At 69.7% G+C, this 25,788-nt stretch carries 19 protein-coding genes; 15 read left to right on the forward strand and 4 right to left on the reverse strand.

The features are described 5' to 3' along the window. Positions 1–24: 24 nt before the first annotated feature. Positions 25–924, reverse strand: a complete 900-nt coding sequence (locus NQK81_RS36730; RefSeq protein ID WP_257485145.1) for a sugar phosphate isomerase/epimerase family protein — start codon at positions 922–924, stop codon at positions 25–27. A gap of 121 nt (positions 925–1,045) precedes the next feature. On the opposite strand from NQK81_RS36730, the gene NQK81_RS36735 reads away from it, so the two are divergent. From NQK81_RS36735 to NQK81_RS36745, 3 genes are all read left to right on the forward strand, one after another. Further along, the gene (locus NQK81_RS36735; RefSeq protein ID WP_126733466.1) at positions 1,046–2,050 is read left to right on the forward strand and encodes a LacI family DNA-binding transcriptional regulator; all 1,005 of its coding nucleotides are present in this window, start codon (positions 1,046–1,048) and stop codon (positions 2,048–2,050) included. A 4-nt stretch (positions 2,051–2,054) separates the two neighbouring features. Further along, a complete protein-coding gene (locus NQK81_RS36740; protein WP_257485146.1) occupies positions 2,055–3,056 on the forward strand; it encodes a Gfo/Idh/MocA family protein in 1,002 nt (333 codons plus the stop codon). Positions 3,057–3,544: 488 nt separating this feature from the next. Next, positions 3,545–4,072, forward strand: coding sequence for a hypothetical protein (locus tag NQK81_RS36745; protein WP_257485147.1), 528 nt, complete (start codon positions 3,545–3,547; stop codon positions 4,070–4,072). On the opposite strand, the gene NQK81_RS36750 is transcribed toward NQK81_RS36745, so the two are convergent. Next, positions 4,069–7,047, reverse strand: coding sequence for an AfsR/SARP family transcriptional regulator (locus NQK81_RS36750; protein ID WP_257485148.1), 2,979 nt, complete (start codon positions 7,045–7,047; stop codon positions 4,069–4,071). The two genes, NQK81_RS36745 and NQK81_RS36750, sit on opposite strands and share 4 nt — an antisense overlap. A gap of 414 nt (positions 7,048–7,461) precedes the next feature. Here NQK81_RS36750 and NQK81_RS36755 point away from each other — a divergent pair, with 414 nt between their 5' ends. The 4 genes from NQK81_RS36755 to NQK81_RS36770 all read left to right on the forward strand — a co-directional run bounded on the left by NQK81_RS36755 (position 7,462) and on the right by NQK81_RS36770 (position 10,661). Further along, entirely contained in the window at positions 7,462–7,857 is a 396-nt protein-coding gene (locus NQK81_RS36755) for a GntR family transcriptional regulator (RefSeq protein ID WP_126733463.1), read from the forward strand. After that, positions 7,854–8,717, forward strand: a complete 864-nt coding sequence (locus NQK81_RS36760; protein ID WP_257485149.1) for an ABC transporter ATP-binding protein — start codon at positions 7,854–7,856, stop codon at positions 8,715–8,717. Before NQK81_RS36755 ends, NQK81_RS36760 begins: the two co-directional genes overlap by 4 nt. Positions 8,718–8,726: 9 nt before the next feature. Continuing rightward, a complete protein-coding gene (locus tag NQK81_RS36765) occupies positions 8,727–9,515 on the forward strand; it encodes an ABC-2 membrane transporter-related protein (protein WP_257485150.1) in 789 nt (262 codons plus the stop codon). A gap of 225 nt (positions 9,516–9,740) precedes the next feature. Next, positions 9,741–10,661 (forward strand): ABC-2 membrane transporter-related protein, encoded by a 921-nt coding sequence (locus NQK81_RS36770; RefSeq protein ID WP_257485151.1) that lies wholly within the window; start codon positions 9,741–9,743, stop codon positions 10,659–10,661. 195 nt (positions 10,662–10,856) lie between these two features. On the opposite strand, the gene asnB is transcribed toward NQK81_RS36770, so the two are convergent. Further along, on the reverse strand, positions 10,857–12,689 hold the full coding sequence (asnB, locus tag NQK81_RS36775) for an asparagine synthase (glutamine-hydrolyzing) (protein ID WP_257485152.1): 1,833 nt from the start codon (positions 12,687–12,689) through the stop codon (positions 10,857–10,859). 344 nt (positions 12,690–13,033) lie between these two features. Between asnB and kdpF the strand changes: the two genes are divergently transcribed. The 6 genes from kdpF to NQK81_RS36805 are packed head-to-tail and all read left to right on the forward strand — an operon-like array spanning position 13,034 to position 20,791. Beyond that, entirely contained in the window at positions 13,034–13,135 is a 102-nt protein-coding gene (gene kdpF / locus NQK81_RS36780; RefSeq protein ID WP_020630647.1) for a K(+)-transporting ATPase subunit F, read from the forward strand. Next, on the forward strand, positions 13,135–14,796 hold the full coding sequence (gene kdpA, locus NQK81_RS36785; RefSeq protein ID WP_257485153.1) for a potassium-transporting ATPase subunit KdpA: 1,662 nt from the start codon (positions 13,135–13,137) through the stop codon (positions 14,794–14,796). The genes kdpF and kdpA overlap by 1 nt, the downstream gene beginning before the upstream one ends. Beyond that, positions 14,793–16,886, forward strand: a complete 2,094-nt coding sequence (gene kdpB / locus NQK81_RS36790) for a potassium-transporting ATPase subunit KdpB (protein WP_257485154.1) — start codon at positions 14,793–14,795, stop codon at positions 16,884–16,886. The genes kdpA and kdpB overlap by 4 nt, the downstream gene beginning before the upstream one ends. Before the next feature lie 4 nt (positions 16,887–16,890). Then, a complete protein-coding gene (locus NQK81_RS36795; RefSeq protein WP_257485155.1) occupies positions 16,891–17,502 on the forward strand; it encodes a potassium-transporting ATPase subunit C in 612 nt (203 codons plus the stop codon). 5 nt (positions 17,503–17,507) lie between these two features. After that, a complete protein-coding gene (locus tag NQK81_RS36800) occupies positions 17,508–20,093 on the forward strand; it encodes a DUF4118 domain-containing protein (RefSeq protein WP_257485156.1) in 2,586 nt (861 codons plus the stop codon). Next, complete coding sequence (locus NQK81_RS36805) at positions 20,090–20,791, forward strand: response regulator (RefSeq protein ID WP_126733454.1); 702 nt, start codon at positions 20,090–20,092, stop codon at positions 20,789–20,791. The genes NQK81_RS36800 and NQK81_RS36805 overlap by 4 nt, the downstream gene beginning before the upstream one ends. Positions 20,792–20,998: 207 nt before the next feature. Here NQK81_RS36805 and NQK81_RS36810 read toward each other — a convergent pair whose 3' ends face one another. Continuing rightward, positions 20,999–21,631, reverse strand: coding sequence for a hypothetical protein (locus NQK81_RS36810; protein ID WP_257485157.1), 633 nt, complete (start codon positions 21,629–21,631; stop codon positions 20,999–21,001). 166 nt (positions 21,632–21,797) lie between these two features. Between NQK81_RS36810 and NQK81_RS36815 the strand changes: the two genes are divergently transcribed. Further along, positions 21,798–22,085: an acylphosphatase gene (locus tag NQK81_RS36815; RefSeq protein WP_192742667.1), complete on the forward strand. Its 288-nt coding sequence runs from the start codon at positions 21,798–21,800 to the stop codon at positions 22,083–22,085. 88 nt (positions 22,086–22,173) lie between these two features. Then, the gene (gene smc / locus NQK81_RS36820) at positions 22,174–25,773 is read left to right on the forward strand and encodes a chromosome segregation protein SMC (protein ID WP_257485158.1); all 3,600 of its coding nucleotides are present in this window, start codon (positions 22,174–22,176) and stop codon (positions 25,771–25,773) included. Positions 25,774–25,788: the final 15 nt, after the last annotated feature.

Raw genomic sequence — 25,788 nt, forward strand, 5'->3', positions numbered from 1 at the left:
CGTCGTCTCTCCTCGCTTCTTCCGTTACCTGGCAGCCGGGAGCCGGCTGACGATTCCGTCGAGATGCGCCAGGCTCCTGGCCACGTCCCGCTTCGGCAGATCCTCCGGGCTCCCCTCGCTCAGCGCGGTGTCCTGTTCGAGCACGTACCACCCGTCGTAGCCCGCCTCGTGGACGGACCTGACCATCGTTTCGATGTCGACGTCCCCGTCACCGAGGGGGACATAGAGACCTTTACCCACGGCCTCGGCATAGGGAAGCCTGCCGGCGCGGACGTCTTCGGCGAGTTCGCCGCGCACGTCCTTGAGATGCAGATGCCCGACCCGTCCGGGGTGCCGCTTCGCCAGCGCGACCGGGTCGGTCCCGCCGATCAGGAGATGCCCGGTGTCCAGGCACAGCGGGAGCGCGGAATCGGCGAGGAAGCGCTCGACCTCTTCCTCGGTTTCCGCGTGCGTCCCGACGTGCGGGTGCAGCACGGTGCGAAGGCCGTGGCGCGCGGCGATCTTCTCGATCTCGCCTGAGGTTTCGACGAGGGTCGTCCATTCGGTTTCGCTCAGCTTCGGCCGGTCGTCGTAGCCGTCGAGGCCGGTGGCGGCGGCGAGCACGAGCACATCGCCACCGCAGGCCGCGAACAGCGCGGCGGACTCCTCGGCCGCGGCCAACGCGGCTTCGGGATCCTCATGCAGCACCACGGCGAGGAAACCGCCGACCAGTTCCAGCTCGTATCCGCCGAGCAGCTCACGCAGCGCGGCCGGGTCACGCGGCAGATAGCCGGGCGGGCCGAGCTCGGTGGCGCGCACCCCCAGCTCCGCCATTTCGCCCAGCACGGTCTCCGCGTCGAGCACGCGGCCCCAGCCGGGGACTTCGCAGACGCCCCAGGAGATCGGGGCGGCGGCGATCCGGATCCGGGATGTCGGCGCTGTCATCGGCGGCCTCCTGCGGTGGGAGCGGTGGGGACGGGGATCGGATTAGAGCGCTCTATTGATTAGAGCGCTCTAATCATGTAGCGTCCGTCACAGTAAAGTCAAGGGCAGGGGGACGGTGGAAATGGCGCGACCGACGATGGAGGACGTCGCCGCGAAGGCGGGAGTGTCCCGTGCGCTCGTGTCGCTGGTGATGCGGAACGCGCCGAACGTCTCCGACGAACGGCGCACGCGCGTGCTGTGCGCGGCGCACGAACTGGGGTACGAGCCGCACGCGATGGCCAGGTCGCTGGCGAGCCGGACGTCGACCGTCCTCGGCGTGATGGTCTCCGACCTTCGCAACGCGTTCTTCGCCGACGTCGTCGAGGGGCTGGACGCGGCGGCGGAAGCGGCCGGGTTCCACCTGATCCTCAACACCGGCGGCCGCAGTCCCGCGCGCGAGCGTGCCGCGCTGAAGAGCCTGCTGTCCTTCCGGCCCGCCGGGGTGATCCTGCTGTCGCCGGTGGTCCCTGCTTCGGCGATCGAGGAAGCGGCCGCGCAATGTCCCGTCGTCCTGGTGTCGCGCACTTCGCGCGCCGCGGGCGTCGACACGGTGAACGACGACGGCGAGGCCGGGTCCGCGCTCGCCGTCGATCATCTGGTCTCGTTGGGACACCGGAGGATCGCCCATCTGGACGGCGGGCTCGCGGCCGGTGCGGCGGCCCGGCGCAGGGGCTATCAGCAGGCCATGCGGCGGCACCGGCTGCACCCGATCATCGTGCACAGCGAGCATACGGACACCGCCGGGGAGAAGGCCGTGCACGAACTGCTCAGCGACCCACCGATGGGCGGAATGCCGACGGCCCTGGTTGCGGGCAACGACTTCAACGCCGTCGGTGCGATCTCCGCCCTCGAAGAGGTGGGCCTGCGCGTGCCGGAGGACGTGTCCGTGGTCGGCTACGACAACACCTCGCTCGCCGCGCTGCGCCATCTCTCACTGACCACTGTGGACCAGCCGCGTACGGAAATGGGCAGGCTGGCCGTCGAAGCGCTGCTCGAACGGATCCGGGGCGAACGCGCCGAACCGGTCCGGCATCTGCTGCACCCGTCGCTGGTGGTCCGTTCGACCACCGCCGCTCCAGAAAGGTAACCACATGAGGTTGGGACTCGCCGGCACCGGCCGGATCGGCACTTCGCACGCCGAGACCTTGAAGAGCTTCGACGAGGTTTCCTCCGTGGTCGTCGCCGACGTCGACACCGCTCGTGCCCAGGCCGCCGCGGCGAAGCTCGGCGTGGAAGCGGCGGCGGACATCCCTTCGCTTTTCGCGTCCTCTTTGGACGGATTAGTGATCGCCGCGGCGACGGACGCGCATCCGGAGCTGATCCTCAAGGCGGTGGACGCGGGCATCCCGGTGTTCTGCGAGAAGCCGGTCGCCGCCGACATCCCGGGAACGATCGCGGTGATCGACAAGATCTCCGGTGCGGACGTGCCGGTGCAGATCGGTTTCCAGCGCAGGTTCGACGCGGGTTACGCCGCGGCCCGGGCGGCGGTGGCGTCCGGCGAACTCGGCTGGCTGCACACCTTGCGCGCGACCACGCTCGACCCGGCACCGCCGCCCGCCGAGTACGTCGCGCACTCGGGTGGACTGTTCCGCGACTGCGGGGTGCACGACTTCGACGTCGTCCGGTTCGTGAGCGGGCGCGAGGTCGTCGAGGTCTACGCGGTCGGCGCCAACAAGGGCGAGCGGTTCTTCGCCGACGCCGGTGACGTCGACACCGCGGCCGCGACGCTGACGCTCGACGACGGGACGCTGGCGGTGGTTTCGCTGACGCGCTACAACGGCGCGGGCTACGACGTCCGGCTGGAAGTGCTCGGCTCGGCGGGCAACGCCGTGGTGGGCCTGGACGACCGCGCGCCACTGACGTCGGTGGAACCCGGCGTCCAGCCGTTGCCCGGCCCGGCCTACCCCGGCTTCATGGAACGTTTCCGTCCCGCGTACATCAGCGAACTGAAGGCGTTCCTCGACGTCGCCGCCGGTCGCGCGCCGAGCCCGTGCGGCGCGGCGGACGCGCTGGAGGCGTTCTACATCGCCGAGGCGTGCGAGCTCTCGCGCCGCGAACGGCGCCCGGTCCGCGTGGACGAGGTCCGCGTCTGACCGGACGACACGCGTGACTGGATGGACGACACGCGTGACTGGATGGACGGACACGCGCGTGGCCGGGGCTCGCGCCGAGTCGGCCGTCCAATCACGCGAGACGGCCTTCTGATCACACGTGTCGTCCGTCCAATCACGCGAGACGTCCACTCGCGCACCCGGCGGTACATCCCTGAGACACGGTCGGCTCCAGCGACCCGACGCAGTCACGAGTACTTGCCGCCGGTATCACGTGCGAAGGTCGAGTTTCCTCAGCCGAACCCTCAAGGCCGTGTCGCGAAAGCCACTTTCGGGACATCCAACGTCGCGAAAGTGGCTTTCGCGACACGGGCAGGGGCAGACTTCGCCCCCCTGCGCCGCACGGACTCACCGTGTCGCGAAGGCAGTTTCCTGCCATGAACGGTCCACCATGAGCCGACTTTCGCTACGGTGACCGCGAACCACGACAGGCGGCCCGGTCCGTGCCGCCGAACGCGCGAGGAGTGCGGATGCAGCCGAATCCACCGCAGCCCGGCTTTCCGCAGCCCGGTCAGCCGACGCCGAGCGGACCTCCGCCGTGGGGCCAGGCGGCGCGGCCCAAGCCGCGGGCCAACACGCCGGCAGCGGTGACAGCCGGCGTCCTCGCGTTGCTCGCCGCTGCCATGCTCGTCTGGTTCGCGCTCTACAACGTCGTCGTCGCCGCGGAGGCGGACGGTCGCCCGCCGGGTATCACGGTGCAGAACATGGCCAGCGGCGTCATCTCCGCCGTGGTCCTGGTGATCGCGGCGGCGTTCACGTTCGCCCGCCGGATTCCCGGCGCCTGGACCCTGTGCGGGCTTTGCCTGTTCTACGTGGTGGCGGTCTTCGTGGGGACGCCCCTGGTGTGGGGCACGCCGTTCGGCGCTCAGGCGAAGTGGCTCTTCAGCTTCGACGACGGCGACAGCACTGCCATGGCACTGACGATCATCCTCGCTGTCCTGACGGCGATCGCGGCGGCGATCGCCGCCAGTGTGAAGTCGTACGACACCAACGACTAAAGCTCGTCCAGGATCAGCTTCGCGCGTTCCTCGACGAGCCGGTAGCCGGAGCGCGCGGCGAGTTCCAGTGCCAGTTCGCCGTGTGTCCGGGCTTCCGCGAGCTTTCCCAGTTTCAGCAGGGTTTCCGCGAGCCCGGTCCGGGCGGCGGCTTCGCACCAGAAGAAGCTGGTCGTCCGCGCGATGGACAACGCGAGCCGGTAGTGCTCCGCGGCTTCCTCCGGCCGGCCGAGCCGCAGGCAGACCTCGCCGAGCCCGGCCAGCGTCCAGGCCTCGGTGCCCCGGTCGCCGATCTTGCGGGTGAGCTCGACGGCTTCGAGCGCGTCCGCGTGGTTCTGCTCGCCCGGGTCGCGCCTGCTTTCGAGCACGGCCCTGCCGGACAGCGCCGTCGCCTCGCCGTAGGTGTAGCCCAGCTCGCGGTTGGCCGCGAGCGCCCGGGTGTAGAAGTCGTAGGCGTCGTCGAGAAGGCCGAGGTCCCGGTGCACGTTGCCGAGGTCGACCAGTAACACCGCGACGCTGAACCGGGCGCCGTCGCGTTCGGAGACCGCGAGCGCGCGAGTGAAGTTGGCGAGCGCTTCGTCGAGCTGACCCGTCTGCCAGTACGGGAAACCGAGGTTCGCCAGCGCCATCGAGACGGCGGGCATGTTCAGTTCTTCGCACAGCCGCAGGGATTCCAGCCCGCAGCGGATCGCCTCCTGCGGGTCGCCGAGCCGCTGGTGCACCGCGCTCAGATTGTTGAGCACGGCCGCGCGGCCCGCGTCCCAGCCGTCCAGGAGATCGCCGCGCAGGGCGTTGGTGAGGTGTTCGCGCGCTTCGTCGTAGCGGCCGCTGTTGACGCAGGCCAGCGCGATGCTCAGGTGCATCGCGGCCTGTGCCTGCCCGGCGCCGCTGCGGCGGGCGGCCTGGAGCGCGGTCGAGGCCGTGTCGATCCATTCCGCGTGATGCCCGCGCTGGTGGAAGAAGGCGCGGAGCGCGTCGGCGAGATGCCACGAGAACTCGGGCGGGCCGTGTTCGGCGCTGTGCTCGACGGAGGCGGCCAGGTTCGGCCACTCGGCGTCCAGCCAGGCCAGCGCCTCTTCGGTGTCGGCGAAGGGTTTGTCCGCCGGTTCTTCGCGCGGCAGGCGCAGGAAATGCGGGATGAGGACACGCCCCGCGGCGTCGGCGGTACTCAGGTAGCTCTCGAAGAGCCGCCTCTCCGCGGCGTCACGGTCGGCCTTCGAGTCCTCCGAGAGCGTGCGTCCCGCCGCGAAACTGCGGAGAAGATCGTGGAACCGGTAGCGCCCCGGGGTGTAGCGCTCGACCAGATGCGCCGCCGCGAGCGCCTTGAGTTGCTGGTTCGCCTTCGAGTGCGCGACACCGGTCAGCGCCTGCGCCACGGGAGCGGTGAACGTCTGGCCCGGAACGAGCGCGAGACGGCGGAACAGCTCCCGGTGCTCCTCGGGAAGCGCCCGGTAGGAGACACCGAACGCCGTGGTCACGGCACTTTCCTCGGCGCCGTCGACGGTCAGCTCCGCCAGCGGGTCACCGCCTGCCAGCTCGCGGGCGAGTTCGGCGATCTCGGGTTCGCCACTGGCACCGAGGTTGGCCGCCGCGATCCGCAGGGCGAGCGGGAGATGCCCGCACAGCCGCGCCAGTTCGGCGGCCGCGACGGCCTCGGCGGCGACGGTTTCGCTGCCCAGCACGGCTTCCAGCAGGTGCCGCGCGTCCTCGGCGGGCAGCACGGACAGCGGGAGCGCGCGGGCGCCGGTGCGGGCGATGAGGTCGCCGAGCCGCTGGCGGCTGGTGACCAGGACGGTGCCGGAAGGCGGCAGCAGCGGCAGGACCTGGCCGCTGTCGCGCACGTTGTCGAGCACCAGCAGCACCCGGCGGTCGGCGAGGAGGGACCGGAGCAACGCTGCCCGTGTGTCGGTGTCCGGCGGGATCGCCTTGGGCGCGGTGCCGAGCGCCTGCAGGAGCTGGGTGAGCGCGACGGCCGGGGTGAGCGGTTCGTGGTCGGGGTCGAAACCACGCAGGTCGAGGTAGAGCTGGCCGTCGGGGAAGGAGTCGCGGACGCGGTGGGCCCAGCGGACGGCGAGCGCTGTCTTGCCGACCCCGGCGGTCCCGCTGATGACCCAGATGTCGGTGCCCTCGCCCGGGTGCCGGGTCGCCTCGTCGAGCCGCTCCAGCTCGGCCGCCCGCCCGGCGAACCCCCGGACGTCGTGCGGCAGCTGGGCCGGGCGGACCGGCTCGGGCCGGGTCGCGGGTTCCAGCGCGGGATCGGCGCCGAGGATGGCGGATTCCAGCCGCCGCAGCTCCGGCGAGGGATCGAGACCCAGCTCGGTGCCGAGCCGGCCCCGCAGAGCGCGGAAGGCTTCGAGGGCGTCGTCGGTGCGGCCTTCGCGGTGCAGCGCGAGCATGAGCTGCCCGACGAACCGCTGGCGCAGGGGATGCGCGGCGACCAGCTCGGTCAGCTCCGCGAGGACCTGCCTGCCGCGGCCGAGCCGCAGCTGCGCTTCGGCCCGATCCTCCAGCGCCGTCCAGCGTGCTTCGTGCATACCGCCGCGGAGCCGCTGGGCGACCTCGCCGCTCACCACGTCGGACAACGCCTCGCCGCGCCACAAACCGAGCGCCTCGTCCAAAAGCTCGACGGCGGTCTCGTCGTCGGCGTCGCGGGCTCGCGCGGTCAGCTCGGTGAAGCGGTGCAGGTCGACCTGACGCGGATCGACCTTGAGCAGGTACCGGGTCCCCTCGGAGACGATCTCCGGCCCGCCCGCGCCGCGGAACACCGCACGCAGCCTGGACACTAGCGCTTGAACGGTGTTCCGGGCACTGGCCGGGGGTTCTTCGGGCCAGAGGAGGTCGATGATGCGGTCGCGCGGTACCGGTTTGCCCGCCTCCAGCAGCAGGACCGCCAGCACGAGCCGTTGTTTGGGCGAACCGAGATCGACCGGAACGCCGTCGGCCCACGCCTCGACGGCGCCGAGGACGCGGAACTCCACGCGGCCACCTCCGCTCACCCTCGTCAGAGCCTGCAAGCGTAGTGCAAGCGCCCTGCATCCGGACGGCGTGATGCTTGCCCATGTGTCCACCGAGGACCCGTCGCCGGAACCGTGCCCAACCAACCAGACGGGCAGGACCCCCCATTCGGTTCCGGTACGACGGTGGGCACCTTCGCTTGCACAGGCACCGCCGATCTGAAGGCGGTGGGGGTTGGGGGTAGTGCCAGCTCGACGTCTTCCCCCGTGTCGTCGAACTGGCGCTTCTTCTTACTGGGGCTGGGGTTTTCCGTGAAGGCCCCTTGAGGGATCCAGACTCCCTCAAGGGGCCTTCACGGATTTTTCGCGTGATCACTTGACAGTCGCCGCGGTCTGCCTGCACCCTTTCACTACTTAATTAGTGAAAGGGTGTTGCCAGTGGTCACCTTCCACCTGGACAAGGGCTCGGGCGTCGCGACGTACGTCCAGCTGGTCCAGCAGGTCAAGAACGCCCTCCGCCTGGGGTTGCTGGAGCCGGGGGACCGGCTGCCGACGGCGAAGGAAGTGGTCGCCGAGCTGGCGATCAACCCCAACACCGTCCTCAAGGCCTATCGCGAGCTGGAGCGCGAAGGGCTCGTCGAGGGGAAGCCGGGCCTCGGCACCTTCGTCAAGAAGACACTCGGCGGCGCTTCGTTCGCGGAGCACACCCGCTTGCGGAAGAGCCTCGGCGCGTGGGTCCGCGACGCGCGCGAATCGGGGCTGGATCAGGAAGACGTCGAGGCGCTGTTCACCTCGGTGGTGGTCGATGGCTTTCGAGGGGAGCGGACGGCATGACCGATAAACCCGTCATCGAGGCGACCGGGCTCGGCAAGCGTTACCGCCGCAAGTGGGCGCTGCGCGACTGCTCCCTCGCCGTCCCGAAAGGTCGCGTCGTCGCGCTGGTCGGGCCCAACGGCGCGGGTAAGACGACCTTCCTGCACCTGGCCGTCGGGTTGCTCGACCCGACCCTCGGCTCGGTTTCGATCCAGGGCACCGCGGCCTTTCTCGCGCAGGACAAGCCGTTGTACTCCGGCTTCAGCATCGCGGAGATGCTCAAGTTCGGCAGGCGCCTCAACCCCGGCTGGGACGACGAATTCGCGCTCAAGCGCATCGATGCGCTCGGGCTTCCCTTGAAGCACAAGGTCGGCAAGCTCTCCGGCGGACAGCGCGCGCAGGTCGCGCTCACCCTCGCCCTCGCGAAACGCCCGGATCTCCTGGTGCTCGACGAACCGCTCGCGAACCTCGACCCGCTCGCCCGCCACGAGGTCATGCGCGGGCTGATGGAGGCGGTCGCCGAGACCGGGATGACCGTGCTGCTCTCGTCCCATGTCGTCTCCGATCTGGAGAACACCTGCGACTGGCTGATCGTCCTCAACGGCGGCCGCGTCCAAGTCAGTGGTGACATCGACGAACTCGTCGCCGGGCACCGGACCTTCGTCGGCCCCGCCGAGGAGGCCGACGCGCTGGCCCGGCGGGTCGCGATCGTGGACGAGGCGAGGGCGGGACGGCAGGCGACCGTCTTCGCCCGCACCGAACCGGTCCCACTGGGTCCACAGTGGACCGAGCGGCCGGCGAACCTGGAGGAACTGGTGCTCGCTTACCTGCGGCGGCCCGAATCCGCGAGCCTGCCTCGCCCGACACTGGCTTCGGCGTAAGGGGGAACGATGCTCTGGCTCACCTACCGTCAGCATCGCATGCAGCTGGTGATCACCGCCGGCCTGCTCGTCGCCGTCGGGATCGTCCTGCTGGTCAACGGCAACGCCGCGGCGGACAGCCCGACCCCGGCGAAGCTGTTCGCGGATCTCTACCAGTACCTTTCCTGGCTTCAGGTCGTCCCGGTGGCGATCGGCGTGTTCTGGGGCGCCCCGCTCGTCGCGGCCGAATTCGAACGCGGCACCACGAAACTCGCCTGGACCCAGTCGATCTCGCGATTCCACTGGCTCGGCGTGAAACTGGGATTCCTCGCGGTTCTCGCCACCCTCGGCGGGCTCGCGTTCGGCACGATGATGCAGCGCTGGGTGGCGGTCTTCCCCACCGACCGCGGCGACACCGCCTTCACCAGCCGTTTCGACAACCCGGTCCTGTTCGCGATGACCGGTGTCGCGCCGGGCGCGTGGTGGCTCTTCGGGTTCGTGCTCGGCACGGCCGCGGGGGCGCTCATCCGCAAGACCCTGCCCGCGATCGCCATCACCATCGCGGTGTCGGTGGGTTTGATGATCGGCGTGAGCAACGTCCGTGACCTCTACGCGGAACCGCGGCTCGTCGCGGTGGGCACGGAACCCGTGGGCCGGGTGGTCGAAATGGTCAGGGACGCGGCAGGTGAGATCACCGCCCTCAAGGTCCTGCCCGCGGACTGGTACTGGCGTTTCCAGTGGACCGAAGCCGCGATCCTGACGGGCGTCTCGCTTTTGCTCGCCGTCGCCGCGACCTTCGCCATCCGCCGCCGCTCCTAGAAAGGCACAGGTGTCGTGGCTCCCTCGGGGCCGGGGGTTCATGTTACGAAAGCCACTTTCGCAACGTCGAAGGTTGCGAAAGTGGCTTTCGCAACCCGGCATCTCGCCCCTGTATAGCCGAATCGTCACTCACGAGCCGCACTCGACCAGGGCCTTCACCCCGCCGCCGGCCCGCCCGCGAACATGCCACGTTTGCCTTGCCCCTCAAGAGAAAGGCGCCGCTTCTTGCTCTGGCTCACCTGGCGGCAGCACCGCACCCAGCTGCTCGTCACCCTCGGATTCCTCGTCGTGCTCGGCGGGATCCTGTTCCTCTCCGGACAGATCGCCGCCGGCGCCGCGAACGGCAGGACCTCCTTGTACTGCCACGGCGGCGGCGTCCCGTGCCGTGAATACGACGCGGGGCTGGAGGATCTCTATCAGAAGGTCTACCCGCTGGTCGTGCTGGTGCCGTTCGTTCCCTTGCTGGCAGGCGTCTTCTGGGGCGCGCCGCTGCTCGCCAGGGAGTACGAGCGCAACACCCACCAGCTCGCGTGGACCCAGTCGGTCGGCCGGGGACACTGGCTGGCCGTCAAGTTCGGTGTTCTCGCCGGGTGCGCGATGCTCGCCGGGCTCGCTTCCGGGCAGATGTTCGGCGCGTGGCTGGAAATGTTCCCCGGCAAGTCGGAGAGCTTCGCCGAGACGTCCTACTTCGGTGCGCTCGGGATCGCGCCGGCGGCCTGGTGGCTGTTCGCCTTCGCCCTCGGTGCGGCGGCCGGGGCGCTCGTGCGCAAGACCCTGCCCGCCATCGCGATCACCGTCGCGGTGTTCCTCGCGGCTTCGATCGCCTTGCTGGTGCTGAGGCCGCATTACGCCGAGCCGGTGCGCACGATCGGCGCGGATCCGGCCACCAAGGGGGCGCTGATCGTCAAGCTGGGCAGGGTCACGCCGGACGGCCGCGAAACGAGTTCGCTGGACGAAGTGCCCGGGTGCCCGCTGGGGCTGGGGAAGAGCGCGTGCGCTCAGGCGGCGGGGTATCGGGATTTCACCGTCTACCAGCCCGCCGACCGGTTCTGGCGGTTCCAGTGGACCGAGGCGGGCATCCTGCTCGCCGCGACCGCGGTGCTCGGGGGCGCCGCGGTCGGGGGCACGGTCCGCCGCCGTCGGTGACTGTCCGCTGGTGAACCCGCGGCCGCGATCGACGTCGGCAGGGCGCGACCTGGTCTTCCAGGTCGCGCCGGGTGCCGAGGGCGCCCTGCCACCGCGATAGCGGGGCCTCCGGCCGGGCGGGTTCACGTGTGTGGTCACTTCACGGACGAATCTCAGCTCCGCCCACAGGCGCCGAGACGGCGGTGGACCAGGACCTCAGCCGAGCTGGAGTTCGGGCCGGTACAGGTCGAACCAGTGGTAGAGGTCCAGCGCACGGTCGATCCCGGAGCGCTGGGCCGACGACATCGTGGCCGGGTCCACTTCGGACACCCGGTGCAGCCAGTCGCGGTCCACCAGCTCGAACACCGGGTTGTCCCGTTCGGTCAGGGCCTCCTTGGCCTGCTGCTGCAACGCCGCCGCGTATCCGGGGTCCTGAGTGGACGGATACGGGCTCTTGACCCTGTCCCGCACGGATGTCGGCAGCACGTGTTCGGTCGCGTGCCGCAGCAGGCTTTTTTCCCTGCCGTCGAACGTCTTCAGCGACCACGGCGTGTTGTAGACGTACTCGACGAGGCGGTGGTCGCAGAACGGCACGCGCACTTCGAGTCCGACGGCCATCGACGCCCGGTCCTTGCGGTCCAGCAGCATCCGCACGAACCGGCTCAGGTGCAGGTTGCAGACCGTGCGCATCTTGCGGTCCTGCTCGCTTTCGCCGTCGAGGTGCTCGACCTGGGCGACGGCGGTGGCGTACTGGTCGGCGATGTAGCCGGGCAGGTCGAGCTTCTCCTGGACCTCGCCGCGCAGGAGGGCACCCCGCTCACTGGTGAGCCCCATCCGGAAGGCGAGCCAGGGGAACGTCCCCGAGTTCACCGCGGCCTCGTCGTGGAACCAGCGGTAACCGCCGAAGACCTCGTCGGCGGATTCGCCGGACAGTGCCACCGTCGACTCCGCGCGGATCGCCTTGAACAGCAGGTACAGCGACGTGTCCATGTCACCGAGCCCGGCCGGGATGTCCCGCGCGGCCAGCACCTTGCGGCGGACCTCCGGGTCGCTGAGCTCGGCCGGGTTCAGCACGACGTCCTTGTGGTCGGAGCCGACCAGCTGCGCGACGTCGCGGATGAACGGCGAGTCCGGGGTGTCGCGCACCTCGTCCGGTTTGAAGTTCTCCTCCTGGCCCTGGAAATCGACCGAGAACGTGCGCAGCCGCTCGCCCTGTTCGGCCAGCCGGGCGGCGGCGAGACCGGTGACGGCGCTGGAGTCGAGCCCGCCCGAGAGCAGGACGCAACGGGGCACGTCGGCGATCAGCTGACGGTGCACGATGTCGGTCATCAGCTCGCGCACCCGCTCGACCGTGGTCTCCTGGTCGTCCGTGTGCTGTTTCGCGTCGAGCTTCCAGTACGTCCGCGTGCGGATCCCGGAGCGGTCGACCGTGACGATGGTGCCCGGCCCGACCTCGTGCATGCCCTTCCACAGCGACCAGCCCGGCGTCTTGGTCATGGCCATCAGCTCGCGGAGGCCGTCGGTGTCGACCACCTTGCGCGCCAAGGGATTCGCGAGGATCGCCTTCGGCTCGGAACCGAAGAGGACGCCATCCGGGGTCGGGTAGTAGTAGAACGGCTTGATGCCCATGCGGTCGCGGATCATGACGAGCTTCTCGTCACGTTCGTCCCAGATCGCGAAGGCGTACATGCCGTTGAGGTGGTCGACGACCTCGTCGCCCCACTCGAGGTAGCCGTGGAGCACGACCTCGGTGTCGCTGTCGGTCTCGAACTTGTGGCCCCGCTTGAGGAGTTCCCCGCGCAGCTCGGTGAAGTTGTACGCCTCACCGCTGTAGACCATCGCGGCCAGCCCGGCTTCGGCCATCGGCTGCCTGCCGCCGGGCAGGTCGATGATCGCCAGCCGCCGGTGGCCCAGCGCCACGTTCGGCCGCACCCAGGTGCCCGAGTCGTCCGGCCCGCGGCAGGCCATGGTCTCGGTCATCGCGTCGACGATCTCACGGCGTTGGGTCAGATCCGTGTCGAAGGAGACCCACCCTGCGATTCCGCACATCGCTACCTCCCGGTGATTAGTTAGCGCATACAACTATCCGTAACACCGGTGTAACACGCTTCGGCGGGCTTGTCTGCCCGAATTGCACGCTCCGTCCGCAGTGCGTCACCGTCTGTGGGGCACGTCACCGGGCATCAAGAAGTCGTAAAGGCACCCGATCGGGGCATCAAGAGGCCGTCAGGCGAGGGTCGCGTTGGTCTGTACCAGGCGCAGTGTTGCGGGGTCCTGGTCACCGATGGGGTGACCTGTCCTGAGAGGTGCCTAGTGGCCGACTTGCTCTACGCCGTGCTCCTGATCGGCGTATTCGTGGTTCTCGCCCTGACCCTTCGCGGTCTGGAAAAGCTGTGACCGGCACGGGAACCGTGGCCAACGTCGTCGGCGGACTGCTGGCGCTGGGGCTGATCGTCTATTTGTTCATCGCACTGGTCAGGCCGGAGAAATTCTGATGTCAGACATGATGGCCGGCCTCCTGCAGGCCGGCCTCCTCCTCGTCGCGCTCGCCGTGGTCCACCGGCCACTCGGCGACTACATGGCGCGCGTCTTCTCCACCGAGAAGCACACGAAGGCCGAGCGCGGCCTCTACCGCCTGTTCCGGGTGAACCCCGGATCGGAACAGCACTGGAAGACCTACGCGTCCGCCGTGATCGGCTTCTCGTTCGTCTCCGTCGTCTTCCTCTACCTGCTTCAGCGGCTCCAGGCGATCCTGCCGTGGAGCCTCGGCAAGGAACCGGTCTCGCCGGCGGTCGCCTTCAACACCGCCGTCAGCTTCGTGACCAACACGAACTGGCAGTCCTACAGCCCCGAAGCGACCATGGGTCACTTCGTGCAGATGGCCGGCCTGACCGTGCAGAACTTCCTGTCCGCCGCCGTCGGCCTTTCGGTCGCCATCGCGGTCGTCCGCGGTTTCGTCCGCTCGAAGACCGACCGCCTCGGCAACTTCTGGGTGGACCTGACGCGCGGCACGATCCGGATCCTGCTGCCGATCGCGTTCGTGGCGGCGCTCGCGCTGATCGCGCTCGGCGTCGTCCAAAGCCTCAAGAGCGGCGTCGATGTCCTCAACCCCGATGGCAGCACGAGCAAGATCGCGCTCGCCCCGGCCGCGAGCCAGGAAGCCATCAAGGAGCTCGGGACCAACGGCGGCGGCATCTTCAACGCCAACTCCGCCCACCCGTTCGAGAACCCGAACGCCTGGACCAACTTGATCGAGATCTTCCTGATCCTCGTGATCCCGGTGTCGCTGACCCGCACGTTCGGCAAACTCGTCGGCAACAAGCGCCAGGGTTACGTCCTGCTTTCGGTGATGGCCGCGCTGTTCACCGCGATGCTCGCGGTCACCTGGCTGTCCGAAGCCAACGCGAGCGGCCCCGCGTCGCTGGCCGCCGGGGCGAATCTGGAGGGCAAGGAACAGCGGTTCGGCATCGGCCTGAGCTCGCTGTTCGCCAACGCCACCACCGGCACGTCGACCGGCGCCGTCAACGGCGCGCACGACAGCTACAGCGGGCTCGGCGGCGGGGGCGTGCTGCTCAACATGCTGCTGGGCGAGATCTCGCCGGGCGGGGTGGGCACCGGTCTCTACGGCATCCTCGTGATGGCCGTGATCGCGATGTTCCTCGCCGGGCTGATGGTCGGCCGGACGCCGGAGTACCTCGGCAAGAAGCTTGGGAAACGCGAGGTCACCTGCGCGGCCGTCTCCATGCTGGCGATGCCGACCGTGGTGCTGCTCGGTTCCGGTGTCGCGCTGATGCTGGCCGACACCCCGGCCGCCATGACGAACTCGGGCGCGCACGGCCTCTCCGAAGTCCTGTACGCCTACGCCTCGGCGGGCAACAACAACGGCAGCGCGTTCGGCGGGCTGACCGTGACGAACGACTGGTTCCAGTCTTCGCTGTCGGTGGCCATGCTGCTCGGCCGGTTCGTCCCGATCCTCGCCGTGCTGTGCCTGGCCGGATCCCTCGCCTCGCAACGGAAGGTTCCGGAGACCGCCGGCACGCTGCCCACCACCGGGCCGCTCTTCGGCACGATGCTCGCGGGCACGATCGTGCTCGTCGCGGCCCTCACCTTCATCCCGGCGCTCGCGCTCGGGCCCATCGCAGAGGCATTGGCATGACCGTCACTCAAGAACGCACTCCCGAAGAGACGACACAGCACCACGTCGAGAACACCGGCCGGGTCGGCGCGGGGATCTTCAGCCCGCGCCAGCTGCTGACCTCCTTGCCGGAGGCGCTGCGCAAGCTGAATCCCAAGCACCAGCTCGGCAACCCGGTCATGTTCGTGGTGTGGATCGGCTCGGCGCTGACCACGGTCTTCGCGATCACCGATCCGAGCGTGTTCACCATCCTCATCACCATCTGGCTGTGGTTCACCGTCCTGTTCGCGAACCTCGCCGAGGCCGTGGCGGAGGGCCGCGGCAAGGCGCAGGCGGAAACCCTGCGGCGCAGCAAGAAGGAGACGGTCGCGCGCCGTCTCACCGAAGACGGCGACGAGGAGACCGTGCCGGGCGCCGATCTGCGCGTCGGCGACCTCGTGGTCGTCGAGGCGGGACAGGTCATCCCGGGTGACGGCGACGTCGTCGAGGGCATCGCGACCGTCGACGAATCGGCTATCACCGGCGAGTCGGCCCCGGTCATCCGCGAGTCGGGCGGCGACCGGTGCGCGGTCACCGGCGGCACCACGGTGCTCTCGGACCGCATCGTCGTGAAGATCACCACCAAACCCGGTGAGTCCTTTGTGGACCGGATGATCGCCTTGGTGGAAGGCGCTTCCCGGCAGAAGACGCCGAACGAGATCGCGCTGACGATCCTGCTCTCGACGCTCACGATCATCTTCCTGCTCGCCGTCGTGGCGCTGCAGCCGATGGCGGGCTACTCCGGCAGCCAGCAGTCCGTGATCGTGCTGACCGCGTTGCTGGTCTGCCTGATCCCGACGACGATCGGCGCGCTGCTGTCCGCGATCGGGATCGCGGGGATGGACAGGCTGGTGCAGCGCAACGTCCTCGCGACGAGCGGCCGCGCGGTGGAGGCCGCCGGCGACGTCTCGACCCTGCTGCTGGACAAGACCGGCACGATCACCTTCGGCAACCGCAAGGCCACCGAGCTGATCCCGGTCGGCGACTCCACCATGGGCGACATCGCCAAGGCGGCCCGGCTGTCCAGCCTCGCCGACGGCACGCCGGAAGGCCGCAGCATCGTCGAACTCGTCGCGAGGGAGCACGGGCTCGCGGAGACCGCGTCCGACGAGGAGAAACGCGCGGAGTTCGTCGAGTTCACCGCGCAGACCCGGATGAGCGGTATCGACATCGGCGCACGCCAGGTGCGCAAGGGCGCCACCTCGGCCGTCCGGGATTGGGTCCGCGACCACGGCGGCGACATGCCGGACGAGACCGAACGCGTCGTCGACGAGATCAGCGGGCAGGGTGGCACGCCGCTCGTGGTCGCGGAGTACGACGGCGTGAAAGCGTTCGTGCGCGGCGTGATCCGGCTGTCCGATGTGGTCAAACCCGGGATGAAGGAGCGGTTCGTCCAGCTTCGCTCGATGGGTATCAAGACCGTCATGATCACCGGGGACAACCCGCTGACCGCCAAGGCCATCGCGCGGGATGCGGGCGTCGACGACTACCTCGCCGAAGCCAAGCCCGAAGACAAGATGGCGCTGATCAAGAAGGAGCAGGAGGGCGGGCGGCTGGTCGCGATGACCGGCGACGGCACCAACGACGCCCCCGCGCTCGCGCAGTCCGACGTCGGCGTCGCGATGAACACCGGGACCTCCGCCGCCAAGGAGGCGGGGAACATGGTGGACCTCGACTCCGACCCGACGAAACTGATCGAGATCGTGGAGATCGGCAAACAGCTGCTGATCACCCGCGGCGCGCTGACCACCTTCAGCGTCGCCAACGACCTCGCGAAGTACTTCGCCATCCTGCCCGCGATGTTCACCGGCATCTTCGCCCAGCTCGGCGCGCTCAACATCATGCAGCTGGCGACGCCGAAGTCGGCGATCCTCTCGGCGGTCATCTTCAACGCCCTGATCATCGTCGGGCTGATCCCGCTCGCCCTGCGCGGCGTCCGGTACAAGCCGTCGTCCGCCTCGGCGCTGCTGCGCCGGAACCTCCTGGTCTACGGCCTCGGCGGGATCGTCAGCCCGTTCCTCGGGATCTGGCTGATCGACCTGCTCGTCCGTCTCATCCCTGGAATCGGGTAACGCCATGAACGCACTGCTGAAGCAGACCCTCGCCGGGCTGCGTGTCCTGCTCGTCTTCACGGTCCTGCTGGGCGTGGTCTACCCGCTCGGCGTGTGGGCGGTCTCGCGGATCCCCGGCCTCGAAGGCAACGCCGAGGGCTCGATCATCAGCCAGGACGGGCAGGCCGTCGGCTCGTCGCTGATCGGCGTCGACCCGGTCGCGGCCGACCCGGCCAAGGACCCGTGGTTCCACAACCGCCCGTCCGCGGGCTCGAAGGACGCCCTCGGCCCCGGCGACCCGTCGTCGTCCGGCCCGTCGAACAAGGGGCCGTACAACGAGGACCTGGTCGCCGCGATCGGTGAACGCAAGAAGCTCATCGCCGCCCGCGAGGGTGTCCAGGAGTCGCGGGTGCCCGCCGACGCGGTGACGGCGTCGGGGTCGGGGATGGACCCGGCGATCAGCGTCGCCTACGCGGACCTGCAGATCCCGCGTGTGGCCAGGAACACGGGCCTGCCGGAGGAGAAGGTCCGGCAGCTCGTCGCGGAGAACACGAGCGGTGCCGGGATCGGGGTGCCGGGCGTCAATGTGCTGAAGGTCAACTTGGCCGTGCGCGACGCGGCCGGAGGAGCACACTGACAGACGTGGACGAGAACACGACCAAGCCGCGCCGGGGTGAGCTGAGGATCTACCTCGGCGCGGCCCCGGGCGTCGGCAAGACCTACGCGATGCTCGGCGAAGCGCGGCGGCGCCTCGACCGGGGCACCGACGTGGTCATCGGCCTGGTCGAGACGCACGGGCGGAAGAAGACCGCGGAGCTCGTCGAGGGTCTGGAGACCGTGCCGCGCCGTCGGTCGGCGCACCGGGACCACGAGTTCGAGGAGATGGACCTCGACGCGCTGCTCGCCCGCGCCCCCGAGGTCGCCGTGGTCGACGAACTCGCGCACACCAACGTGCCGGGTTCGCGCAACGAGAAGCGCTGGCAGGACATCGACGAACTGCTCGCCGCCGGGATCGACGTCCTCTCCACGGTGAACGTGCAGCATCTGCAGAGCCTCAACGACGTCGTCGAGCGGATCACCGGCGTCACCCAGCAGGAGACGGTGCCCGACGAGGTCGTGCGGCGGGCCGAGCAGCTGGAGTTGGTCGACATAACGCCCGAAGCGCTGCGGCGGCGCCTGGCGCACGGCAACGTGTACCCGGCCGAGCGGATCGACGCGGCGCTCGGCAATTACTTCCGCCCCGGCAACCTGACGGCGCTGCGGGAGCTCGCGCTGCTGTGGGTCGCCGACCAGGTCGACGTCGCGCTGCAGCGGTACCGGGCCGAACAGAAGATCACCGACACGTGGGAAGCCCGCGAACGGGTGGTCGTGTCCATCACCGGCGGCCCGGAGAGCGAGACGCTGATCCGCCGCGCGAGCCGCATCGCGAACCGCGCGGGCGCCGAGCTGCAGGTGCTGCACATCCTGCGCGGCGACGGGCTCGCCGGGATGGGGCCGACCGCGGTCGGCAAGTACCGGAAGCTGGCCGAAGAGGTCGGCGCGACCTTCCACACCGTCGTCGGCGACGACGTGCCGACGGCGCTGCTCGACTTCGCGCGCGGGGTGAACGCGACCCAGCTGGTGGTCGGGACCTCGCGGCGGTCACGCGTGGCGAGGCTGTTCGACGAGGGCATCGGCGCGGCCGTGGTCCAGCGGTCCGGCCCGATCGACGTCCACATGGTCACGCACGACGAAGCGGGCGGACGGCTGCGCGCCCGCTTCAACCGGAGCCCCTTGACGCCATCACGCCGCCTGACCGGCTGGGTGCTCTCACTGGTGCTGCCGGCGCTGGCGACGCTGCTCGGTGTCCTGCTGAGGGATCAGCTCGACTTCTCCACCGACGTGATCGACTACGTGCTCGCGACGGTGCTGGTCGCGCTCGCCGGCGGGCTCGGCCCCGCCCTGCTCGCGGCGGTGTTCTCTGCGGGACTGCTGAACTTCTTCTTCACCCCGCCGCTGTACAACCTGACCGTCCACGAGCCGCGCAATGTGATCACACTGGTCGCGATGGTGCTGGTGGCGGTCCTCGTCGCGGCGGTCGTCGACACCGCCGCCCGGCGCGCGACGCAGGCCGCGCGGGCGCGGACCGAGGCGGCGTTGCTGGCGTCGTACGCGCGGACGGTGCTCACCCACGCCAACCCGATCGAGCGGTTGCTGGAGAAGGTCCGCGAGAACTTCGGCCTGACTTCGGTGACCCTGCTGGAAAAGCGGGACGGGAAATGGAAACGGGTGGCGAACGCGGGCACGGATCCGTGTGCCGACCCGGACCAGGCCGACGTCGACATCGCGGTAACCGCCGACGTCCACCTGACGCTGCGGGGCCGCGCGCTGCCCGCGTCGGACCGGGGAGTGCTGGAAGCCGTCGCGGGGCAGGCGCTGCTGGCCCTGCGGCAGCAGCGGACGGCGAAGGCGGCCATCCGGGCCGAGCGCAAGGCCGAGGCGACCGAACTCCGCACGGCGCTGCTGTCGGCCGTCGGCCACGACCTCCGCACGCCGCTGACGTCGATCAAGGCGGCCATCGGCAGCCTGCGCGCGACCGACATCTCACTGTCCGAAGAGGACACCGACGAACTGCTCGAAGCGATCGAGGAATCGGCGGACCGGCTGGCCGGGCTGATCGACAACCTGCTCGACTCCTCACGGCTGGCGACCGGCGCGGTGCGCCCGCACCTGCGCCCCGTCGGCTACGACGAGGTCGTCTCGCACGCGCTGTCCAATGTGGACAACTCCGAATCGGTCGTGGTCGCGATCGACTCGCGGCTGCCGTCGGTGTGCGCCGACCCCGGCCTGCTCGAACGCGTCGTGGCGAACGTGATCGACAACGCGCTGCGGCACGGCAGGTCCGGCGAGCCGGTCTCGGCCCGCGCGAGCACGCATTCGGAACACGTCGAACTGCGCATCGTCGACCACGGGCGCGGGCTCAAGAAGGGCACCGCGGACTCGGCGTTCGCGCCGTTCCAGCGGCTCGGGGGAGACCGGGACAGCGTGCCCGGCGTGGGACTGGGGCTGTCGGTCGCCAAGGGGTTCACCGAGGCGATGGGCGGGCGGATCCGGGCGGAGGACACGCCCGGCGGCGGGCTCACCGTCGTCATCTCGCTGCCCGCATATGTTGGTCAGGATCCGGAAAAGAGCCTCCTCGCTTTCGACGACGAGGGCCTCGAGAACGAAGAGGAGGAGCGAGTGCGATGAGCGCAGACACCGCGTCGGCGACCGTGCTGGTCGTCGACGACGAACCGCAGATCGTGCGAGCCCTGCGGATCAACCTGTCCGCCCGCGGCTACAAGGTGATCACCGCGCACGACGGGACGGCCGCGCTGAAGGCCGTCGCCGAGACCAAACCCGACGTCGTCGTGCTCGACCTCGGCCTGCCCGACCTCGACGGCACCGAGGTGATCGCCGGGCTGCGCGGCTGGACGACCGTGCCGATCATCGTGCTGTCCGCGCGCGGCGACTCGGCCGACAAGGTCCAGGCCCTCGACGCCGGCGCCGACGACTACGTCACCAAACCCTTCGGTATGGACGAACTGCTGGCGCGGCTGCGGGCCGCCGTGCGCCGCTCGGCGTCGTCCGGTGTGGACGGTGCGGACGCGGTGGTGGACACGGGATCGTTCCGGATCGACCTCGCGGCGAAGAAGGTGCGCCGGGACGGCAAGGAAGTGCACCTCACCAAGACCGAATGGGGAGTGCTGGAACTGCTGGTGCGCAACCGAGGCCGTCTGGTGGCGCAGAAGCAGCTGCTGCACGAGGTGTGGGGGCCGACGTACGAGACGGAGTCGCACTACCTGCGTGTGTATCTGGCGCAGCTGCGGCGGAAGCTGGAACCGGAACCCTCGCGGCCGCGGCACCTGCTGACGGAGCCGGGGATGGGCTACCGCTTCGAGGTTTGAGGTCCCGCGTGCGTCGGGCTGACGCGTTGCGAAAGCCACTTTCGCAACCTTCAACGTTGCGAAAGTGGCTTTCGCAACCCCCTGCCGCCCCAGCGCCATGCCGCAATAGTCGGCTGACTGCGGGGGATTCGGTGCGGGCCGGGAAGTAGTGAAGGCCTCCTTCCCTACCCTCAAGGTAGGCAAGGAGGCCTTCACGGACCTCAAGGCTTACTGAGCGCTGCTCGTGGACGTGTCGGTGCCGGAGGTGCTGGACTTGCCCGGAGTCGACTCGCTGGGAGCGCCACTGGAGCTGGAGCCGCCACCCGGCGGGCTGGACGGGGGATCCGACGGGTCCGACGAGGGGGGCGTCGACGTGGTCGGAGTGGTTGTAGGAGTCGTCTTCGTGGTGGTGGGCTTGGTCGGCGTCGTAGGCGGCAAGACCGTGGTGCCCGGCCCAGGACCGGGGCCCGGGTTCGGCGGGGGCGGGGTGACGACGCTCGTCGTCTCCTTGCCGTCCGCCCCGACCGAGGTCACCGTGGTCGGCGGCGCCGTCGAGCTGGAGGGCGCGCCCGGGGTGGGCGAACCGCTGACGGTCATCGGGCCGCCGGGGACGGCGTTGCCCGGGACCAGCTGGACACCGGCGGGGGCGATGCCCTGCCCGCCGCCGGGGACGCCGGTGCCGCCCGCGGTGGCGGAGACGCCGGGGCCCGCGAGTTCGGCGATCGCGGCGAAGGCCGTCGCCACCACGAGGCCGCTGACGCCGAGGACGGCGTAGCCCGCGCGGTTGAGCTTGCCGGTCGCGCCGCGCGGGGGTGCCACGGACACGCGTGCGCTCGAATCAGACCCGTCGGGACGGGGCATGTGCTGGCTCCTCGGATGGGGGACTTCGGGGAGTTCGGCTACCCGGGCGAGGTAGCCCATGTGGGGACCCGGCGCGGAGATTATCACCGCCGCTTCACCGTCTGCGAACTACAGCGCACGTCGTGTTCACCCTCCGCGTTCATCCGCATGGTGCACGATAGGGGTCGTGAGTGAAGAAGTAACGCACATCAGGCTGACCGCGTGGGTGCACGGCCGGGTGCAGGGTGTCGGTTTCCGCTGGTGGACCCGTAGCAGGGCGCTTGAGCTGGGGCTGGCCGGCAGCGCGGCCAATCTGGCCGACGGACGTGTCGAGGTGATAGCGGAGGGTGTTCGTGAACACTGTGAGCGGCTTTTGGCCGCCCTGCGCTCCGGGGAATCACCCGGAAGTGTGGATCACGTAGTCGAGCGGTGGTCGCCTGCGAAAGGCGGGCTTCGCGGCTTCGTGGAGCGCTGAAGCCCGGCGTCCCACGATCACCGTGAGCACACAGGTAGCCTGGGTCGATTGAAAGACCGGTTCCCGCAGCCAGAGGGGTCAGCACGACGTGCACCTGAAGAGCCTGACGCTCAAGGGCTTCAAGTCCTTCGCCTCGGCGACGACGTTGCGTTTCGAGCCGGGCATCACCTGCGTGGTCGGACCGAACGGGTCCGGCAAGTCGAACGTCCTCGACGCGCTCCGCTGGGTCATGGGCACCCAGGGCGCGAAGGACCTGCGCGGCGGCAAGATGGAGGACGTCATCTTCGCCGGGACCGCCGGCCGCGCCCCGCTCGGGCGCGCCGAGGTCACCCTGACCATCGACAACGCCGACGGCGCGCTGCCCATCGAGTACTCCGAGGTCTCGATCACCCGCCGGATGTTCCGTGACGGCGCGAGCGAGTACGAGATCAACGGCGACCGCTGCCGCCTGATGGACGTGCAGGAACTGCTGTCGGACTCCGGTATCGGCCGCGAGATGCACGTCATCGTCGGGCAGGGGCAGCTTTCGGCGATCCTCGAATCGAAGCCCGAGGAGCGCCGCGCCTTCATCGAAGAGGCCGCGGGCGTCCTCAAGCACCGCAAGCGCAAGGAACAGACCCTGCGCAAGCTCGCGAACATGCAGGGCAACCTCGACCGTCTCGGCGACCTCACCACCGAGCTCCGCCGCCAGCTCAAACCGCTGGGCAAACAGGCCGAGATCGCCCGCAAGGCGCAGTGGGTGCAGTCCGAACTGCGCGACGCGCGGCTGCGGCTGTTCGCCCACGACCTGGTCACCCAGCGCGAAGGCATCGCCAAGGAAGAGGCGGACGAGCGCGTCGCCCGTCAGCGGCGCGCCGAGGTCGAGCAGGCCCTGGAGATCGTCGCCGCCGAGGAGGCCGAGCTCGAAGCGTCGCTCGCCGAGGACGCGCCGAAGCTGGCCGCCGCCCAGGAGACCTGGTACAAGCTTTCCGCCTTGACGGAGCGGTTGCGCGGCACCGTGCGGCTCGCGCTGGAGCGTCAGCGGCACCTGTCGTCCGACGTGCAGCAGGCGAGCACCGGTCGCGACCCCGACGAGCTGCTCGCCGAGGCCGAGCAGGTCGCCGAGCGGGAGCAGGAGCTCAACGAGGCCGTCGCCGAGGCCCGGATGGTGCTTTCGGAGACCGTCCAGCGGCGCGAGCAGCTCGAACACCTCGTCCAGGCCGCCGAGCGCGCGCATATGGCCGCCGTCCGTGCGATCGCCGACCGCCGGGAAGGGCTCGCGAAGCTCTCCGGCCAGGTCGAGGCGCTGCGCAGCAAGAACGGCGCCACCTCCGACGAGATCGACCGGCTCACCGTGTCGCTCGAAGAGGCGGCCGAGCGGGCCGAGATCGCCGTCGAGGAACTCGAAGAGGCCAAAGCGGCGGGTGGCGTCGAGGAATCCGACGACTCGGAGCTGCAGGCCCATCACGACCGCGCGGTGGAGGCCAACAACGCCGCCAAGGCCCGCGTCGAGGAGCTGGTCAAGGCCGAGCGCGCCGCCGAACGCGAGATCGCGTCGGAGAAGGCGCGCGTCGAGGCGCTGTCGATGGGGCTGCGGCGCAAGGACGGCGCCGGCGCGCTGCTCGGCGCGCAGCACGAACTTCCTGGCCTGCTCGGTTCGGTCGCCGCGCTGCTCACCGTCGAAGCCGGACACGAGGTCGCGCTGGCCGCGGCGCTCGGCCCGGTCGCCGACGCGGTCGCGGTCAACGGTGGCGAAGACGCGCTCGCCGCGCTGAAGTTCTTGAAGGACAACGACTCCGGGCGTGCGGGCATTCTGCTCGGCGGCTTGGAATCCACTGTGGACACCAGCTCCTGGCCGTCGTTGCCCGAGGGTGCGCGCTGGGCGCGTGAAGTGGTCACCGCGCCGCCCGCGTTGCGGTCCGCCGTCGAGCACGCGCTCGACCGGGTGGCCATTGTGGACGGTCTGGAGTCCGCGCGACGGCTCGTCGAGGTGTACCCCGAGGTCAGCACGGTCACGCCCGAAGGCGACGTCTTCGGCGCGCGCTGGGCGGTCGGCGGGTCCGCCCGCAGTGAGAGCGTCATCGAGGTGCAGGCCGCGGTCGACGAGGCGAGCGATCGGCTCAGTGCCGCCGAGCGGGCGCTGGAACGAACCGCCGCGGAACTCGAAGGCGCCCGCGCGGGGCAGGCAGCCAGGCGCGAAGAGGTCGGCAGGGCCAAGGAAGCGCTCGGGGACGCGAAGGTCCGCAAGGCGCGTTCTTCCGAGCGGCTGAACCGGATGCAGCAGGCCGCGCGCGCCGCGCAGGCCGAAATGGACCGGCTGAGCAACCAGCGTGCGAAGGTCGAGCAGAGCCGCGAAGAGGCATTGCGGCAGCTCGCCGAACTCGAAGAGCGCCTGGCCGCCGTCGCCGACCAGGAAGTCGACGAGGATCCGGACACCGCCGAGCGCGACCAGGCCGCCGAAGACCTCGGCACGGTCCGCCAGGAGGAGATGGAATCCCGGCTCGCGCTGCGCACCGCCGAGGAGCGCGCGCGGAGCATCCAGGGCAAGGCCGAATCGCTCCGCCGGGCCGCGCACGCCGAGCGGCAGGCGCGCGAACGCGCCGAAAAGTCCAGGGCCGCGCGGAAACGCGGCGCCGAGATCGCCAACGCGGTGGTCAACGGCGGCGAGATCGCGCTGGAGCGCATCGAGGTCTCCGTGCAGCGCGCCGCCCACGAACGGGACGAGGCGCAGGCACAGCGGCAGTCTCGGGAGACAGCGCTGACCCAGGTCCGCAGTAAGGTCCGCGAGCTGACCGGCGAACTGGAGAAGCTCACCGACGCCGTCCACCGTGACGAGGTTCTGCGCGCTGAGCAGCGGCTGCGGCTGGAACAGCTCGAAACCAAGATCGCCGAAGACTTCGGCATCGGTCTCGAGGACCTCGTCGCCGAGTACGGCCCGGACGTCCCGGTGCCGCCGAGCGCGGGGGAGATGGCCGAGTACGAGGCCGCCAAGGAACGCGGTGAGGACGTCACCCCGCCGCCGCCGATGCCGTTCGACCGCGACACCCAGGCCCGCCGGGCGAAGCGCGCGGAGAAGGACCTGAGCCTGCTGGGTAAGGTCAACCCGCTGGCGCTGGAGGAGTTCGCGGCGCTGGAAGAGCGCTACAAGTTCCTCTCCACCCAGCTCGAAGACCTCAAGGACACCCGCAAGGACCTCGAAGCCGTCATCAAGCAGGTCGACGAAAAGATCCTCGAGGTCTTCGCGTCGGCGTACGAGGATGTCGCGCGCGAGTTCGAGACGGTGTTCAGCGTGCTGTTCCCGGGTGGCGAGGGGCGCATGGTGCTCACCCAGCCCAACGACCTGCTCTCCACCGGTGTCGACGTCGAAGCGCGGCCGCCGGGCAAGAAGGTCAAGCGGCTCTCGCTGCTCTCCGGTGGCGAGAAGTCGCTCGTCGCCGTCGGCATGCTGGTCGCGATCTTCCGCGCCCGGCCTTCGCCCTTCTACGTCATGGACGAGGTCGAGGCCGCGCTCGACGACACCAACATGCGGCGGCTGATCGGGTTGCTGGAGCAGCTGCGGGACTCTTCGCAGCTGATCATCATCACCCACCAGAAGCCGACGATGGAGATCGCCGACGCGCTGTACGGCGTTTCGATGCAGGGCGACGGCATCACGAAGGTGATCTCGCAGCGGCTGCGTACGTCCGAAGAGGAGCTCGTCACCTCGTGAATGGTAAGGACGGTT

This window comes from Amycolatopsis roodepoortensis (assembly GCF_024628825.1).
In the GTDB taxonomy this organism is placed as follows: domain Bacteria; phylum Actinomycetota; class Actinomycetes; order Mycobacteriales; family Pseudonocardiaceae; genus Amycolatopsis; species Amycolatopsis roodepoortensis.

Coding starts and splice junctions, on each gene's coding strand:
- NQK81_RS36730 (WP_257485145.1), bottom strand. CDS start 924: ATGACAGCGCCGACATCCCGGATCCGGATCGCCGCCGCCCCGATCTCC.
- NQK81_RS36735 (WP_126733466.1), top strand. CDS start 1,046: ATGGCGCGACCGACGATGGAGGACGTCGCCGCGAAGGCGGGAGTGTCC.
- NQK81_RS36740 (WP_257485146.1), top strand. CDS start 2,055: ATGAGGTTGGGACTCGCCGGCACCGGCCGGATCGGCACTTCGCACGCC.
- NQK81_RS36745 (WP_257485147.1), top strand. CDS start 3,545: ATGCAGCCGAATCCACCGCAGCCCGGCTTTCCGCAGCCCGGTCAGCCG.
- NQK81_RS36760 (WP_257485149.1), top strand. CDS start 7,854: ATGACCGATAAACCCGTCATCGAGGCGACCGGGCTCGGCAAGCGTTAC.
- NQK81_RS36765 (WP_257485150.1), top strand. CDS start 8,727: ATGCTCTGGCTCACCTACCGTCAGCATCGCATGCAGCTGGTGATCACC.
- asnB (WP_257485152.1), bottom strand. CDS start 12,689: ATGTGCGGAATCGCAGGGTGGGTCTCCTTCGACACGGATCTGACCCAA.
- kdpA (WP_257485153.1), top strand. CDS start 13,135: ATGTCAGACATGATGGCCGGCCTCCTGCAGGCCGGCCTCCTCCTCGTC.
- kdpB (WP_257485154.1), top strand. CDS start 14,793: ATGACCGTCACTCAAGAACGCACTCCCGAAGAGACGACACAGCACCAC.
- NQK81_RS36795 (WP_257485155.1), top strand. CDS start 16,891: ATGAACGCACTGCTGAAGCAGACCCTCGCCGGGCTGCGTGTCCTGCTC.
- NQK81_RS36805 (WP_126733454.1), top strand. CDS start 20,090: ATGAGCGCAGACACCGCGTCGGCGACCGTGCTGGTCGTCGACGACGAA.
- NQK81_RS36810 (WP_257485157.1), bottom strand. CDS start 21,631: ATGCCCCGTCCCGACGGGTCTGATTCGAGCGCACGCGTGTCCGTGGCA.